A 15,773-nucleotide genomic window follows, 5' to 3' on the forward strand; every position below is an offset into this window, starting at 1 on the left:
CATGATGTCAAAAAATGTCCTCGCCGGCGTCTCGCCGTCTACCTAGTGTGAAACTCTTGAAGTTGGCATTCGCCGCGGTCGTTCCCGCTCGGCTGCGAGTGCTTCCGCTCTGAATCGAAAGGACGCTCACATGAAGGCAGACACCCGCGAGTACCTGGCGCCCGGCGATTTTATTGATAGCGACCACCCCGACGTCCAGGCCTTCGCCCGCAACCGCGCCGGGGAAGGCGATGACCAGCAGCGCGCCATCCGGCTTTACTATGCAGTCCGCGATGAAATCCGCTACGACCCCTACGCGTTCTCGCTGGAGCCTGACCTGTTACGCGCCAGCGCAACGCTGCATGCTGGCCGTGGTTATTGCGTGCCCAAGGCCATGTTGCTGGCGGCCTGCGCCCGGGCCGCGGGCATCCCCGCTCGCATCGGTCTGGCGGATGTAAAAAACCACCTGGCCAGTCAACGTCTGCTGGCATTGATGCAGACGGACATATTCTATTACCACGGCTATACCGAGCTTTGGTTAGATGGGTGCTGGGTCAAGGCCACCCCGGCGTTCAACATCGAACTGTGCGAACGCTTCGGCGTCAAGGCACTGGAATTCGACGGCCGCCAGCATGCGCTCATGCACGAATTCGACACCGCCGGGCGCCGCCATATGCAGTACCTGACCGATCACGGCCCCCGCGCCGATCTGCCCTATGCCGAACTGGCGGCGGCTTATCGCAAACATTACCCGCGTCTGTTGGCTGCGCCTGACGCACTAAGCGGAGACATGGCAGCGGAGATGGAACAGGACAGGACTCAGGGCTGATGGCCGGTACAGGCAACTTGGCGGACCATGATCCAATCGCTGCGGCGCGGCAGTTCGGCGAGCAGGTGCCCCACAGCCGAGATCTCGGGATGCAGGTGCTGGCGATGGAAGCAGACCATGTCTGCATGCGACTGGTGCCGGCTCCCGAACTGCGCGCCGACGATGCAGCCGAGGAACTCTGTACCAGCGTCCTGTATTCGCTGGTGGACTCAGCGTGCGGGTTAGCGGTGTTCGCCGCGCTTCGGGAATTGAACCCCATAGCCACGCTGGATTTGCGCATGGATTACCTCCGGCCAGCCGGTAGCGAACGGGCCTTGGTGGCCACCGCCCGCTGTCATCACTTGACCGATGACGTTGCGTTTGTGCGCTGCGAAGTGTCTTCCGAGGAAGAGGATGGCCCGGTTGCTATAGGAAATGCCACCTTCATGCGCGGCACCCAGGGCAAGCACGTCGAGACGAAGGCTTCGCGGGGCGATGTTGTATGAGCGAGACAGCCCGCCCAATGTCATCAAGGACGCTCGACCAGGATGTGTGCGCCGATACGCCGGCTACTTGGCAGAGGTTGCTGGAGCGCATTCCCTACGCGCGGCACCTTGGGCTCGCAATCCATCAGAGCGGCACCGGCATGGAAGTCCATTTGCCGTATCGCGATGCGCTGATAGGCAACATCATGTTGCCGGCCGTGCATGGCGGCGTGATCGGCGGATTGATCGAGATTACGGCGCGCGTCGCCGCGCAAAACCGCGATGCACAGGCTCGCCGCCCCCGCATCCTCGATTGCAACGTGGACTACCTGCGTTCCGCGCGGGCGCGATCCACCTACGCCGCCGCCGAGATCGTCCGCCAGGGGCGGCGTACGACGCTGGTCCATGTCAGCTGCTGGCAGGAAAGGGCCAGCACACCCGTCGCCCATGGGCGCGTGCAACTGCTGTTCGAGACCGCCTTCGGTGGTAAAACCAGGGAAGAACAATGACGTTTGATAGCAACACGCCGGTGCTCGTCGGCGCCGGCCAGATCACCGCGCGCGAACCCGATGACCAGCGCACACCGATCGGTCTGATCGCCGAGGCCGCCCGGGCCGCGGCGGCGGACTGCGGCATCGACGGCGTCTTGCGCCATATCCAGTCGTTGACCTGTCTCAACATCCTGGCGCCGGCCTATCCCGACGCACCGGCCAGCCTGGCCCAAACGCTGGGTATCGGCCCCGGCGAATGCTTTTACACACCCGTCGGGGGCAATATGGGTCAATGGCTGGTCGGTTACTATGCCGATCGCATCGCCGCGGGCCAACTCGATTGCGCGCTGATCGGGGGAGGCGAAGCGCTGGCCACGCAAATGCGCGGCAAGGGGGCGGGCCTGTCCGGGGTAATCGACACCAAAGCCGGCGAGGGTCCCCGGCTGCTCGGCGACGACCGTGAACCGACCAACGCCGCCGAACAACGGCACGGGCTGAATTTGCCCGTGCAGATCTACCCACTGTTCGAGCAGGCCTTGCGCGGCCAGTACGGGCGCGACCCGGTCGCGCACCGGCAGGCGCTGGGGAAGTTGTATGCCGGTTTCAACGCCGTCGCCATGAACAACCCAAAGGCCTGGCGCCGCGAGCCCTTGTCCGCAGCTGATATTGCCGAGCGCACGCCGGAAAACCGCATGGTTGGCGCGCCTTACACCAAGCGCATGAACGCCATCATCGCGGTGGACCAGGCGGCCGCGCTGGTGATGATGTCGGCCGCCAAGGCTCGAGCTCTGGGGATCGACCCCAGGCGTTGGGTGTATCCCTTGGCCGCGGCGGATGCCAGCGATCGCTGGTTCGTTTCCGAACGGGCGGAGCTGTCCCGCTCCCCGGCGATCGCCGCTTGCGCCCGCCGCCTGTTCGAGGCTACCGGGCTGGCCGTAGATGACATCGATTATCTCGATCTGTATAGCTGCTTTCCCAGCGCGGTGCAGATGGCGCGCAACGCCCTGGGCATCGCCGAAGATGATCCCCGGCCGCTCACCGTCACGGGCGGTCTCGCGTACCACGGTGGGCCCGGCAGCAACTATTGCACCCACGCCATCGCAGAAACCATGGCCCGTATCCGCGCCGAGCCCGACGCTCACGCACTGGTCAGCGGCGTGGGGTGGTACATGAGCAAGCATTCGCTGGGGCTGTACGGGTCGCGGCCACCGGCCGGCGGCTGGCGGCGGGTCGACGCGGCGGCCGTGCAGGCGGAAATCGACGCCGGCCCCGGTGTAGAGGTTGCGGCGCAGCCGGAAGGTGCCGGGCGCATCGAAAGCTATACCGTCATGCACGACCGTGACGACCGGCCGGCCCAGGGCATTGTCCTGGGCCGCCTGGACGATGGCCGCCGATTCATCGCCAACACCCCTGCCGACCCGGACCTGCTCAATGCCATGACCGACGACGAGTTTCTCAACCGCGCCGGCCACGTGCGCAGCGACGGTCAACGCAACCTGTTCACCCCGAGAGGGTGAGACGAGGAGGATAGACAATGAGTGCAGTGCCCGAAATTGAATTCGACCAAGTCAGCGTGGCCCAGCGCATGCGTGACATCCGCGAGGCCGCCCGCGGCGTGAGCGAGGGCTTTAGCCGGGAATACATGCGCGAGTGCATCGATAATCACCGCTTTCCACAGGAAGCCTGGAAAGCCCTGGGCGAGTACGGGCTGCTCGGCATCACCATACCGGAGGAATTGGGCGGTTCAGGCGGTGGGCAAGTGGAACTGGTCGCGCTGATGGAGGCACTGGCCGAGGCCGGACTGGTGCTGCCCATGCTGCTCCTGACCGGCTTCGCGCGCGTGCCGATCATCCGCCAGGGCACGCCCTCGCAGATTGAGCGCTTCGTCAAACCGACCATCAGCGGCGCCGAAAAACTGTGCTTCGCAATTACCGAACCGGACGCCGGCACCAACAGCTTCGCGATGTCCTCGCTGGCGATGCAGGATGGCGATGGCTATCGGCTGACCGGCCGCAAGGTGTTTATCTCCGGCGCGGCGGACGCCGACCGCATGCTGGTGGTCGCCCGCACGCAAAAGGCGGGCGAGGTCGAGCGCCGCACCGAGGGCATGTCACTGTTCGTGGTGGATACCGACGCGCCCGGCGTGGAACTGCAACCCCTGAATATCGACGTCGGCTGGCCGGAGCGTCAGTACCTGGTATTTTTCGATGAAGTCCAGCTGGATGCCGACCGCCTGATCGGCCAGCCGGGGCAGGGCCTGGCCGGCATGTTCGAAGCGCTGAACTCGGAACGCCTGCTGGTGACCGCCATGTCCGTGGGCCTGGGCAACTACGCGCTGAAAAAGGCCGTGACCTACGCCAACGAGCGCAAACCCTTCGGCGTACCCATCGGCAGCTACCAGGCCCTGCAGCATCGGCTGGCCGAGGCCAAGGCCGAACTGGAAGCCGCGCGGCTGATGATGATTCAGGCCGCCGCGACCTTCGATGCGGGCGGCAATGCCGGCGCGCATGCCAACATGGCCAAGTTGCTGGGTTCGCGCGCCGCGGTCAAGGCCGTCGAGGCCGCGCTGCAAACCCACGGCGGCTACGGTTTCGACCGGGACTACGACATCATCACGCTATGGCCGTCGGCGCGACTGATGGAGATCGCGCCCATCAACAACGAAATGCTGCTCAACTACATCGGCGAACATGTCCTCGGCCTGCCCAAATCCTACTGAGACGCCCCGCGTGATCGAGCGCGACGGATTCACGGCCCCGGACGGCCAGGATATCGCCCTGTGGCGCTGGCCGCATACGCCAGGTCGTCCCACCCTGCACTGGGCGCATGCGACAGGCTTCCATGGCCGCCTGTACCAACCGCTGCTGGACGATTTGGCGCGCGATTGCAATGTGCTGGCCTGGGACATGCGCGGCCACGGCGCCAGCGCCGGGGCGGCGGACATGGCGACATTCCGCGGCTGGGAAACCTACTACCAGGACCTCACCGCCTGGCTGCAGAGCCTAGATGAGCCGGTCTGGCTGGCCGGCCATTCCATCGGTGCCACCACCAGCATCATGGCCGCCGCCCGCCGGCCGGAGATGGTGCGGGGCCTGATTCTGGCGGAACCCGTGATCATGGATCGCTGGCAGGGCTGGCAGTTATGGTTGGCGAAGTTGCTTCGCCAGTCGTACCGCTTCTCCCTCGCCGCCGGCGCGGCACGCCGGCGCCGGGAGTTCGACTCGCATGCCGCAGCCCTTGACAACTTCCGTGGCCGCGGTGGCTTCAAGACCTGGCCCGAGGCCTGGCTTGAAGCCTATGTCCAGCATGGCCTCGTACAGAGTGGTAATCGCTTTCGCCTGGCCTGCGCACCCGAATGGGAGAGCACCACCTTCGCCCATACCGAACACAACCCCTGGCCCGGCATCCGTCGGTTGCAGTGTCCGGTCATCACGTTGGCCGCGGAACAGGCTTCGACCTTCTCGCAAAGAGCGCGGCAACGCCTGCGGACCCGGCTGCCCTGCGCCGAGGTGGAGGTCTTGCCTGGAACGACCCACTTCCTGCCCATGGAGCGACCCGAGGCGGTACGGGATGCCGTGCGCCGGATGATGTCACTGCAACAGGGGAGCGGGTGAGCACACGCGGGCCGTACGCGCGACAGGCGCACACCGCCTGATGACTGGAGGCCTGCCACACCCGGAGCAGGCCGGAAATGCAAAGGTTTCGACCTGTCTACTACCCGGGCTCAAGGAGCAAGGCATGAAACACACTCCCGTTGTCAGCGGCATCGGCATGGTGCCGTTCGCCAAACCGGGCGCCAGCGCGCCCTATTACGAGATGGGCGCCGAGGCGGCACGCCAGGCGCTGGCCGACGCCGGGCTGGACTACGGCAAGGTACAGCAAGCCTACGCGGGCTATGTCTACGGCGATTCCACCTGCGGTCAGCGGGCGCTTTATCCGCTCGGCATGACAGGCATTCCCGTGGTCAATGTCAACAACAACTGCGCCACCGGCTCGACCGCCCTGTTCCTGGCGCGTCAGGCGGTGGCCTCCGGCGCTGCCGACTGCGTGCTGGCGCTGGGCTTCGAGCAGATGCAGCCCGGTGCACTGGGCAGCTACTACCACGACCGGCCGACGCCCTTCGAGCCCTTCGATCATGTGTGCGACGAACTGGTCGGCCAACCGGACGTGCCGCTGGCCATCCGTTACTTCGGCGGCGCCGGCATGGCGCACATGGACAGGTACGGCACCAGGGCGGAAACCTTCGCCAAAATCCGCGCCAAGGCCAGCCGGCATGCGGCGCGCAACCCGGTGGCACTGTTCCGCAAGGAGGTGACGGTGGAGGACGTCATGGACTCCCCGGTGCTGATCGGCCCGTTGACCCGCCTGATGGCCTGCCCGCCGACCTGCGGCGCGGCCGCTGCCATCGTCTGCTCCGAAGCCTTTGCCAAGACTCATGGCCTTGATCATCAGGTACGCATCGTGGCGCAGTCGATGACCACGGACACCCCAAATACCTTCGAGGCACGCAACATGATGCAGCTGGTCGGCTGCGACATGACGCGCGCCGCAGCTGACAAGGTCTACGAGGCCGCCGGCATCGGCCCCGAGGACGTCGATGTGGTGGAGCTGCACGACTGCTTCGCTACCAACGAGTTGCTGACCTACGAGGCACTGGGGCTGGCGCCGGAAGGCGGTGGCGAGAAGATGGTCGAGGACGGCGACAATACCTACGGCGGGCGTGTGGTCACCAACCCCTCGGGCGGACTGCTGTCCAAGGGCCATCCACTGGGCGCCACCGGATTGGCACAGTGCGCCGAGCTGGTCCAGCAGTTGCGCGGACAGGCCGGGAACCGCCAGGTCGAAAGTGCGCGCCAGGCCCTGCAGCACAATCTCGGCCTGGGCGGCGCCTGCGTGGTGACGATGTACCAGGCTACCTAAACAGGAGTTGCATATGATTAATACTAAACACATTGGCCTGCAGCTGCCGACCGTCCCCTTCGAGGTCGAAAAGGGGCGCCTGCGCTTTTTCGCCAAGGCCACCGGCGAAACGCGGCCCGAGTATCTCGACGAGCAGGCGGCCAGGGCCGCGGGCTACCGCAGCCTGCCGGTGCCGCCGACCTTCCTGATGGGCGCCGATCTTGATGCCGGGACGATGACCACACTGCTCGACACCCTGGGCGTACCGATCGAGCGAATCCTGCACGGCGAGCAAAGCTTCACCTACCACGCGCCGGTGTGCGCCGGCGACGTGCTCAGCGTCGAGTCGAAGATCAGCGACATCTATAGCAAGAAGGGCGGCGCGATCGAGTTCATCGTCAAGGATTCGCAGATCAAGGATGCCCAAGGCGAGACAGTGGTCGAGGCCCGCAGCGTCATCGTCGTACGCAACCCACAGGAGAACGCAGCATGAACAGTCCGCGCCGTGACGAAATCAGGGTCGGCGAGGAGCTGCCGCCGCTCGAGCTTCCGCCCATCACGCGCACAACCCTGGCGCTGTTCGCCGGTGCCTCGGGCGACCACAACCCGATTCACATTGACAGCGACTTCGCCAGGGCCGCCGGCATGCCGGATGTGTTCGCGCACGGCATGCTGCCGATGGCCTATCTTGGCCGGTTCCTTACCCAGTGGGCCCCGCAGACGCAGCTGCGCCACTTCTCCGTGCGCTTTGCGGCGATCACACCGGTCGGTGCCAGGCTGACCTGCACCGGCAAGGTTGTCGAGATCACGGAGGGCGGCGGCGAGGCGCTGGCACGGCTCAAGATTAGCGTGGTTGACGACCAGGGCGAGATCAAGCTCGCCGGTGAGGCCCTGGTGGCGCTGGCCTGATGATGAAACGCACCCTAATTCCCATACAAGAGGAGACTGCATGAAACTTCAAGATAAAGTGGCCATCGTCAGCGGCTCGGGCCGCGGCATCGGCCGGGAAATCGCCCTCAAGCTCGCCGCCGAAGGCGCGAGCGTGGTGGTCAATGATCTCGATGCTGCCCCGGCGGAGGAAACGGTCGCGGCGATCGAAGCCGCCGGCGGCAAGGCCGTGGCCTGCATCGGCAGCGTGACGGAAGACGGTTTTGCCGAGCGCTTCGTCAACACGGCGATCGAGCACCTCGGCGGCCTGGACATCATCGTCAATAACGCCGGCTACACCTGGGACAATGTCATCCACAAGATGACCGATGAGCAGTGGCACGCCATTATGGACGTGCACGTGACTGCGCCGTTCCAGATCCTTCGTGCCGCCTCCGAGTACTTCCGCGTGCAGGCCAAGAAAGAAGCCAACGAAGGGCGCGAGGTATTTCGCAAGGTCGTCAACATCTCCTCGCTTGCCGGTACCGGCGGCAATGCCGGACAGGCCAACTACTCGGCCGGCAAGGCGGCGGTGATGGGCCTGACCAAGGCCATGGCCAAGGAATGGGGGCGCTATAACGTCAACGTCAACTGCGTGGCCTTTGGCCTGATCAAGACGCGGCTCACCGAGGCTGCCGCCGGCTCGGATGCAAGCATCGACGTCGAAGGCCGCAAGATCAAGGTCGGCGTCAACCCCGATCTGCTCAAGACCATGGAGGCCATGGTGCCGCTGGGTCGCGCCGGCTCGCCGGCCGAGGCTGCCGGGGCCGTCTACCTGTTCTGCATTCCGGAATCGAACTACGTCAGTGGCCAGACGCTGCTTTGCGGTGGCGGCTTCTCGATGTGAGGGGGACGGCCGCCATGACATCGGATCAATCACCCTGGATGGACGAAGAGCTCTCGTTGTTCCGCGACAACGTTCGTAAGTTCATGACCAGGGAAATCACGCCCTTCGAGGAACAGTGGGACGCGCAGCAGTACGTCGACCGCGCGTTGTGGACCAGGGCCGGTGCCGCCGGCCTGCTGTGCACCGACGTGCCGGAAGAATACGGCGGCGCGGGAGGAACCTTCGCCCATGAGGCCGTGATCCTCCAGGAGCAAGCGCGTGCCGGCAATACCAGCTGGGCCAAGGGCGTCCATGAGATCGTCAGCCACTACATCGTCGGCTGCGGGACGCCCGAGCAGAAGCGGCGCTGGCTGCCCAGGCTCGCCTCCGGCGAGTGGGTGGGGGCCATCGCCATGACCGAGCCGGGCACCGGCTCGGATCTGCAGGCAGTGCAAACGCGCGCCGAACGCCAGGGCAAGAACTACGTGGTCAACGGCGCGAAAACCTTTATCTCCAACGGCCATCACTGCGGCCTGCTGGTCATCGTCTGCAAGACCAATCCGGTCGAGGGCGCCAGGGGCGTCTCGCTGCTGGTGGTCGAACAGCCGGCCGAGCAGCCCGGCTTCCGCCGCGGCCGGCTGCTGCACAAGATCGGCCAGAAAGGCCAGGACACCGCCGAGCTGTTCTTCGATGATCTGAAGGTTCCGGCCGAAAACCTGCTTGGCGGCCAGGAGGGCCAGGGGTTCTACCAACTGATGAAACAGCTGCCGCGTGAGCGTCTGATCATCGCCGTCGGTGCCATCACCGCCGCCGAGGCGGCCCTGGAGCACACCCTCGCGTATGTGCGCGAGCGCAAGGCCTTCGGCAAGCGACTGCTCGATTTCCAGAACACGCGCTTCCGGCTCGCTGAGCGGCACACCGAGGTGACCCTCGGTCAGGTGTTTATCGACCGCTGCATCCAGTGTCTGATTGATGATCGGCTCGACGCGGAGACGGCCTCGATGGCGAAATGGTGGTGCACCCAGAAGCAGTGCGAAATCGTCGACGAGTGCCTGCAGTTCTTCGGTGGCTACGGTTACATGCTCGAGTACCCCATCGCGCGCTTTTACGCCGACGCCCGCGTGCAAAAGATCTACGGCGGCACCAACGAAATCATGAAGGAGCTGATTGCGCGGGGACTGGAATGAGCGCTCGCCACTTCTGTTTATGGAGAAACGGGAAGGGGCCTGGGTGCAGTGCGGCAAACCATGTTGCCGAGTGCCAAGGGGCGTGGTCCATCCCCCGGGAAGGTGATAGCCCGGTGCCGATCATCGTGAAGCTTATGGAAGCGGCCTTTATCAACATGAAGACAACAGGAGTGGCAAATCGTGATCCTGCACAAACCGGAAATCATTGAGGAATACACCGGCAACCGCTACTGGGGAAACAGCACGTTGCTGGAACGCTTTGCCGCCAACTGCGTCGCCCATCCCGACCGGGAAGCGGTGGTGGATCCCCCCAACCGCGATGAACTGGTCGGTACGCCAGCACAGCGGCTGACCTGGGCCGAGTTCTCCCGGGCCGCGGACGCCACCGCCGCTGAACTGGCAAGCCGGGGCTTCGGCAAGGATGACATACTGGTGGCTCAGCTGCCCAACGTCTGGGAGCTGGCCATGCTCTATCTGGCCGCGGCAAAGGCCGGCGGCCTGCTTTCCGCGTTGCCCCTGCAATGGCGACGCAAGGATGTGGGCTATGTGAAAGAAATAACCCGGGCCAGTTTCTATGTCTCTGTGGAAAACTTCCACGGCTTTGATTACCGGGCGCTGGGCCAGGATCTGGGCTTCGAGCACTATATTGGCTTGGAGGAACTGACCGATATCGCCCTGGCAGAGCCTGGCCGCGTCCCGCAGGTGCCGGTGGATGCCAACGACATATTCACCCTGTGCTGGACCTCGGGCACCGAGGCAGAGCCCAAGGGCTGCCCCATGAGCCACAACAACTGGGAGTTCATGGTCCGCCTGGTGTTCACCACCTGTGGCCTTCAGAAGGGCGACCGCATTCTGTGCGTGGCGCCGCTGGTGAATATGACGGCGGTAGGAGTGAACTACCTACCCTGGCTGGCGGCGGCGGGCACCCTGGTGCTGCATCATCCCATTACGCCGGAGATCCTGCTGCGCCAGCTGACCGAAGAGCGGATCGAGTACACCATTCTGGTACCGGCGATGCTGAACATGATTGCAAAACTGCCCAACGTGGACCAACTAGATCTGTCGAGCGTGCGCACGATCACCACCGGTTCGGCGCCGCCCTCGGCCTGGTCCCTGCAGGAATTCAAGCGCCGCTGGGATATCGAGATTGTCAATATATGGGGGCAGAACGAAGGGACCTGTTTGGTGGCCGGTCCGGCGGATGTGCCGGATCTGGACAGGCGGGTGGATCATCTGCCCTGGTGGGGCAAGGAAGGCGTCGAATGGCCCTCCGGTATCCGTGGTATCGAAGTGAAGGTCCTCGGTGACGGGGATGAGGAAATCACCGAACCCGGTGGCATTGGTGAGCTGTGCTATCGCAGCCCGGGGGTGTTTGCCGGCTACTTCCAGCGGCCGGATATTAGCGAGCGGTCCTTCACAGCGGATGGCTTCTTCCGCACCGGTGACCTGTTCATCGTCCAGGATGACAAGCACCTGGGCTTCTATGATCGCAAGAAAGACATGGTGATTCGGGGTGGTTTCAACATCTCTAGCGTGGAGGTGGAGAACGCGGTGCTGGGTTTTGCCAAGGTGAAGGACGTGGCCGTGATACCTCAGCCGGACGACATCATGGGAGAGCGGGTCTGTGTCTGTGTGGTGCCAGCCGATGCAGACAACCCTCCGGCCCTGGAGGAAATCAACGACTACCTGAAGAAGCAGGGGATGAGTGTCTACAAGCTGCCGGAGAAGTTGAAATTGGTTGAGGCGGTGCCCCGCAATCCGGTGGGCAAGATACTGAAAAAGGAATTGCGGGGCCTGTAAAGAAAAAGGCCCGCGCCTTGCGCTTTGTCGATCGCCCCCCCCCCCCCGAAATTCAGGACACTCCCCACGTTGTTCGGCCTCGGTATGCTTTTGCTCGACGCTGAACTTGCCATTGCTATAGCGCGCCCAATCCAACGCCCAGCCCTCGCGCACCAACCAACGGCTAATGCTCTCGTCCTGTCGAAAGCACTCGGCAATCCAGCGACCATACCGGTCCTTGTTGGTCGTTTCGCAACGAACGGTTTTTCCGCCAATCCAATGGTCCAGCGCTTAACTCGCGGCCTGACCACACCGCCACTTCTCCCCATTACGGCGACAGACTTGTCCCCCCTCCGGCGCATCTATGCCACCGAAGCAGATGCGCTCCCCGTGAATCTCGATTGTGTCGCCGTCGATGACGGAAGCCACGCCTGTCAACGCGCTTTCAGCCGACGAGCATCCCAATACGAGCGATCCCGCCAGCGCCATCGCGATCTGAAGGTGGGATTTTTCTGGGACAGTGGGGTAAGCATGCGTGTCGATCTTGGCTTTAGCGCAGTCAGGACCACGTTGGCCGCTCAATCAATGGCGTGGGACGAGAGAAACCGGCTCGCGGACACAACAAACTCAGGTGACCTACCTGGCGAACGCCTCGGAAGAACGGCGCAGACCTCAAGGCGCGGATCCAAAGCGTAGTCGGCCGATTAATTGCTCCACGGCTTCGAGACCCGCTCTGTTTGTCACAGCGACGGTCAAAGGGGGCAACCCACGGAGCATCATGTGCGGCTCAGCAAGGAATCTTCGCGCCTTGGAATCGTCTTTGTAGACCCCTTGAGCCTGGATCCAAACTTGCGCCAAGCGCACAACCTTTTCACTGGTTGATGGGCTTAAGGGACCGCTTCCCCTGCGCGCTCGAATCAGGGTCGACCGCGACGCGACAGGCCTCAGATGCTCCTTATTTCCTCCGAGAACATTCTGATGGACGCGCACAAGCGAAACGCCCGGCAAGCCTTGCCGCATGCGCTCAGAAAGCCATATTTTGGAGTAGCCTTCACGCCCATGGTGCAACCCGAGGATCGCAGCGATCAACTTGACGTCGTACTGTGTTCTCACGCCTTGCTTCAGGTAGTCGCGTTGCAAGGTTAGCGCCCTTGCCGGGGAGACGCTAGATCACTCTCCGACGGGCAATGATGCCGTTTGGCAACCGCCGCGAGTCGCCCAACAGTGTTCAAGTAGGGGTTCGGTACCTAAGCTGACCAAGGAGCAGAACTTATGAACCAACGAAGTTCTTCCCAAGACAAGAGCCGCCGCGCCAGCGTTCAGGATGGCAAGGAGCCCGATTACTACGATCGCGTCCATGAGAAGTTGAACAGCCCACGCGGCCGACAAGCGGTAGCTGCGCTCAGTAACATTACAGTTGAGGATCTGCGAAAGAGTTTCCGGCCTGGCAAGACGGAGACCGGCCAGCCCGATTGATCATTCCTCTGACTCAATAAGCCCTGCACTCGGATGATCGTTTCAAAATTGCCGTGACCCACGGTGTATAGAACCTCCGACGACCCAGGGTACGGCACTTTTGTCGCGCTTTATTGCCTATCGCAATAATTATCGAAGGTCGCAATAAAGCACGATAAAACTCAGTCCAACATCACTCGCTAGTGCGCGGCTGCTAGCCCCGACTCTTCAGGCTGCGGGTCGTTCGCTACGGATGCATCAGACCCGACGCAGAGCGTCTTGTACTTGTGCACGATTTTCTCCGCGAACGCACGTTCACTGGTATGCCTATGTGCAATGCGATCAACTTGGATGCTGTCGCCAATCCTTTGAGGCCACACCCCGTTGTTCGTGACGAACGCCGAGACGCATTCTCTGATTTGCTCTCTCGTCATCTGAGAGCCATCGCTTGTGCAAATGACAGCGGTGGGTGGACCCGACTTCGAAGCCGAGTGGCTAGATGATTGCCGCGGCTCGAATTCCCAGCAGTAGGCCACCAGTCCATCTCGAGTGAGTTCGACCAGCACGTACTGCCTGGGCTGCCCGCCAGAGCGAGCCGCTCTCTGGTTGTTTCGAGGATCGCTGACGTCAACCTGGGAGATGACTAAGCCGTTGGCTCTAATCGGATCCGCATCTATGCTCAGCACTTCAGCGTGCAGTCCAAACGACTCCAGATAGGACAGAGCACGACTGAACGATTGAAAATCGGATGGCAGCCGGGAAGTCCGGTTCATCTGTGAAGACGAAGCCTCGTTGACAATGCGAAGCGGGGTTGGATTGCCTTCCGAGTAGCGACCAGGGGCAGTCGAATGATGAGGAGAGAACTCGACTCCCCCAGGTGAGGAGACTGAGCGCGAGACTGGATCCCTGGGTGCTGCCGGAGTTATGGAGGGCGGATTACTGATCTCGGGAAGGTCCGCACCGACATGGCACAAAGGCATGTTCAGATCCGGTTCCTCTTCGGATGACACGGTCTCTTCTCCGAGCACCCGACTTCCCCTATTGCGGTGGCCGGGCCAGGCGGCGGGGAGCTGGTTTGTCTCGCCATCGATTGCAGTGCCAGGACCAACCGGGTTGTAACTGTCGTGTTCTACGTGAAGCTCTGGTAGATCGGGAAAGGGCACTTGCGACAAGTGGTGCACGAGGAAGCGCCTCACACCACCTGAGTACGTCCAGACGCCATGTGCCCGCACCTTTTGCACATCAGAGACGGGGGGCATACAGAAGACCTCTGCGGGATTATCACTCTGTAGTGAACGCACCATTGACTCAAATATTCGCTTCGCGCCCACGCGTGCATCCTCATTCAGGAGAACCGTGGCAACGACCACGGCGTCCTGAAACGAGAATTGCTTGCGAAGGCCAAGACGGTAGCCTCCATCAGCCTGCAAATACGTGCGTTCGGGATTCGCGACGGACCCAATCCAGTCATACGGGTCGGTACCGAGCACGGCGTGCACCAATGTGGTGCTTCTCAGATACCATGCGCGAGCTACCTCAGTGCACGGGAGAATAATCTCATCCCGTCCATTGGTGAGCGGGTACACGACGCAGAAGGCCCGACGAGCATCAGCTTCTTCCAATCGGTAGTCGAATGGAGGGATGTAAAAGTGGTTCGCGGCCTTGCGCTGATCTCCAGGTGGGAGCTTGTCTCCCGCTCGAACCACCCGGCATCCGCTCCGCGAAAAGTCGACTGCTGCTGATAGTGAATTCAGCCTAGCAAGCGCAACCGGTCGACCGGATTCCCATAAGGCCCCAACCCTCATTGCCGGGAAATAGCCGACTCCCACCTTTGCGCGCACCCCATGCGCGTTAGGCTCTGTCGAGTTCTTTGGCGAACCCGGCATGCGAGGCTTCAAGAAGACCTCTAGCAGAGGCTCTGACGGCAGGTCAGGGTTCTTACTTAAGCCACCCAGCCAGTGTATTTGCCAGATACGATCATCTGTGGGCCACCCGTGGCCACGCCTTTGAGGATGTGTCACATAAACCAGCAAGTAGTGAAGACTTGGCATACATACCAAGTCTTAACTTCTGTGACCAGTCCCAACTACTGCGCGAAATCACAGCCTCCACCCGCCAAAGCAGCCGCGGATGTGGTGTGGTGCGGCTGACGAAAAGGGGGAATGCCCCATTTTTGTGCATCGAAGCAGCCCGCGACGGAGGCGATGGCTCCCACTTCCAAAGCCTCCGCATGCCCAAGGCGCGGCAAGATGGTCGGCAAACGCGCGGCCAGCATGGATTTTCCACTGCCCGGCGGTCCTGTCATGAGCAGGCTGTGCGCACCTGCGGCAGCCACTTCGAGTGCACGCCGCGCCTGGCTCTGCCCATGGATATCGGCCATATCGAGCACCACCTCTGACTCGGGGGCCGCAGTTGCAGGGGCAGCGCTGATGGGCAGCTCCCCGGTCTGCAAGGCCTGGCAGATGGCGGCAAGGGTGTCCGCTGCATGCAGCCGCACCGCCCCAGCGCGCGAGGCTTCGAGCAGGTTCTCGCTGGGGAGCAGGAGGGCGTGACCGGCTTCGTGACAGCGGATCGCGGCGGGGAGGACGCCGCGTACAGGCCGCACGGCACCGGATAACGACAGCTCGCCGAGCACCTCCACACCATGCAAGGCATCACGAGGCAACTGACCGGATGCCAGCAGCATGCCGAGCGCCATTGCCAGATCAAAACGCCCGCCTTCCTTGGGCAGATCTGCCGGCGCCAGGTTGATGGTGATGCGTTTGGCCGGAATGTCATAGCCACACTGGACCAATGCGGCGCGCACGCGATCCTTGGCTTCGCGAACGGCGCCCTCCGGCAGGCCGACGACACTCCAGCCGGGCAAACCCGGGGCGAGATGTACTTCCACCGTCACCAAATCGGCAGTCATTGCATTGACTGCTCGGGAGGCCACGG

14 protein-coding genes and 1 pseudogene are annotated in these 15,773 nt (G+C 62.9%); 12 read left to right on the forward strand and 3 right to left on the reverse strand.

Translation table 11 applies throughout. The features are described 5' to 3' along the window. The first annotated feature begins 130 nt into the window (after positions 1 to 130). The 12 genes from ACOOFO_RS00480 (at position 131) to ACOOFO_RS00535 (ending at position 11,402) form a co-directional block, all read left to right on the forward strand. Positions 131 to 808 carry a transglutaminase family protein gene (locus ACOOFO_RS00480; RefSeq protein WP_350165145.1) on the forward strand — a complete coding sequence of 226 codons (678 nt, stop codon included), beginning with the start codon at positions 131 to 133 and terminating at the stop codon, positions 806 to 808. Next, a complete protein-coding gene (locus tag ACOOFO_RS00485; protein ID WP_350165144.1) occupies positions 808 to 1,293 on the forward strand; it encodes a PaaI family thioesterase in 486 nt (161 codons plus the stop codon). The genes ACOOFO_RS00480 and ACOOFO_RS00485 overlap by 1 nt, the downstream gene beginning before the upstream one ends. Next, entirely contained in the window at positions 1,290 to 1,781 is a 492-nt protein-coding gene (locus tag ACOOFO_RS00490; RefSeq protein ID WP_350165143.1) for a PaaI family thioesterase, read from the forward strand. The genes ACOOFO_RS00485 and ACOOFO_RS00490 overlap by 4 nt, the downstream gene beginning before the upstream one ends. Further along, positions 1,778 to 3,280, forward strand: coding sequence for an acetyl-CoA acetyltransferase (locus tag ACOOFO_RS00495; RefSeq protein WP_350165142.1), 1,503 nt, complete (start codon positions 1,778 to 1,780; stop codon positions 3,278 to 3,280). Before ACOOFO_RS00490 ends, ACOOFO_RS00495 begins: the two co-directional genes overlap by 4 nt. A gap of 17 nt (positions 3,281 to 3,297) precedes the next feature. Next, a complete protein-coding gene (locus ACOOFO_RS00500; RefSeq protein WP_350165141.1) occupies positions 3,298 to 4,482 on the forward strand; it encodes an acyl-CoA dehydrogenase family protein in 1,185 nt (394 codons plus the stop codon). Beyond that, entirely contained in the window at positions 4,454 to 5,377 is a 924-nt protein-coding gene (locus tag ACOOFO_RS00505; RefSeq protein WP_350165140.1) for an alpha/beta hydrolase, read from the forward strand. Before ACOOFO_RS00500 ends, ACOOFO_RS00505 begins: the two co-directional genes overlap by 29 nt. A 124-nt stretch (positions 5,378 to 5,501) precedes the next feature. Continuing rightward, positions 5,502 to 6,683 carry a lipid-transfer protein gene (locus ACOOFO_RS00510; RefSeq protein ID WP_350165139.1) on the forward strand — a complete coding sequence of 394 codons (1,182 nt, stop codon included), beginning with the start codon at positions 5,502 to 5,504 and terminating at the stop codon, positions 6,681 to 6,683. A 13-nt stretch (positions 6,684 to 6,696) separates the two neighbouring features. Then, the gene (locus tag ACOOFO_RS00515; RefSeq protein ID WP_350165138.1) at positions 6,697 to 7,155 is read left to right on the forward strand and encodes a MaoC family dehydratase N-terminal domain-containing protein; all 459 of its coding nucleotides are present in this window, start codon (positions 6,697 to 6,699) and stop codon (positions 7,153 to 7,155) included. Further along, entirely contained in the window at positions 7,152 to 7,571 is a 420-nt protein-coding gene (locus ACOOFO_RS00520) for a MaoC family dehydratase (RefSeq protein WP_350165137.1), read from the forward strand. The genes ACOOFO_RS00515 and ACOOFO_RS00520 overlap by 4 nt, the downstream gene beginning before the upstream one ends. A 40-nt stretch (positions 7,572 to 7,611) precedes the next feature. Further along, the gene (locus ACOOFO_RS00525; RefSeq protein WP_350165136.1) at positions 7,612 to 8,436 is read left to right on the forward strand and encodes an SDR family NAD(P)-dependent oxidoreductase; all 825 of its coding nucleotides are present in this window, start codon (positions 7,612 to 7,614) and stop codon (positions 8,434 to 8,436) included. A 38-nt stretch (positions 8,437 to 8,474) separates the two neighbouring features. Further along, the gene (locus ACOOFO_RS00530) at positions 8,475 to 9,602 is read left to right on the forward strand and encodes an acyl-CoA dehydrogenase family protein (protein WP_350165135.1); all 1,128 of its coding nucleotides are present in this window, start codon (positions 8,475 to 8,477) and stop codon (positions 9,600 to 9,602) included. Positions 9,603 to 9,782: 180 nt separating this feature from the next. Next, positions 9,783 to 11,402, forward strand: a complete 1,620-nt coding sequence (locus tag ACOOFO_RS00535; RefSeq protein WP_350165134.1) for a class I adenylate-forming enzyme family protein — start codon at positions 9,783 to 9,785, stop codon at positions 11,400 to 11,402. Positions 11,403 to 11,483: 81 nt separating this feature from the next. Here the strand turns inward: ACOOFO_RS00535 and ACOOFO_RS00540 are convergent. The 3 genes and pseudogenes from ACOOFO_RS00540 to ACOOFO_RS00550 form a co-directional block, all read right to left on the reverse strand. Further along, positions 11,484 to 11,669 (reverse strand): annotated as a pseudogene (locus ACOOFO_RS00540) (thermonuclease family protein); the annotation flags it as partial. A 384-nt stretch (positions 11,670 to 12,053) separates the two neighbouring features. Further along, positions 12,054 to 12,494 carry an antitoxin Xre/MbcA/ParS toxin-binding domain-containing protein gene (locus tag ACOOFO_RS00545; RefSeq protein ID WP_420429813.1) on the reverse strand — a complete coding sequence of 147 codons (441 nt, stop codon included), beginning with the start codon at positions 12,492 to 12,494 and terminating at the stop codon, positions 12,054 to 12,056. Between the two features lie 2,428 nt (positions 12,495 to 14,922). Continuing rightward, a complete protein-coding gene (locus ACOOFO_RS00550; RefSeq protein ID WP_420427718.1) occupies positions 14,923 to 15,747 on the reverse strand; it encodes a magnesium chelatase domain-containing protein in 825 nt (274 codons plus the stop codon). Between the last annotated feature and the right edge of the window lie 26 nt (positions 15,748 to 15,773).

Source organism: Algiphilus sp. (assembly GCF_965216485.1).
In the GTDB taxonomy this organism is placed as follows: domain Bacteria; phylum Pseudomonadota; class Gammaproteobacteria; order Nevskiales; family Nevskiaceae; genus Algiphilus.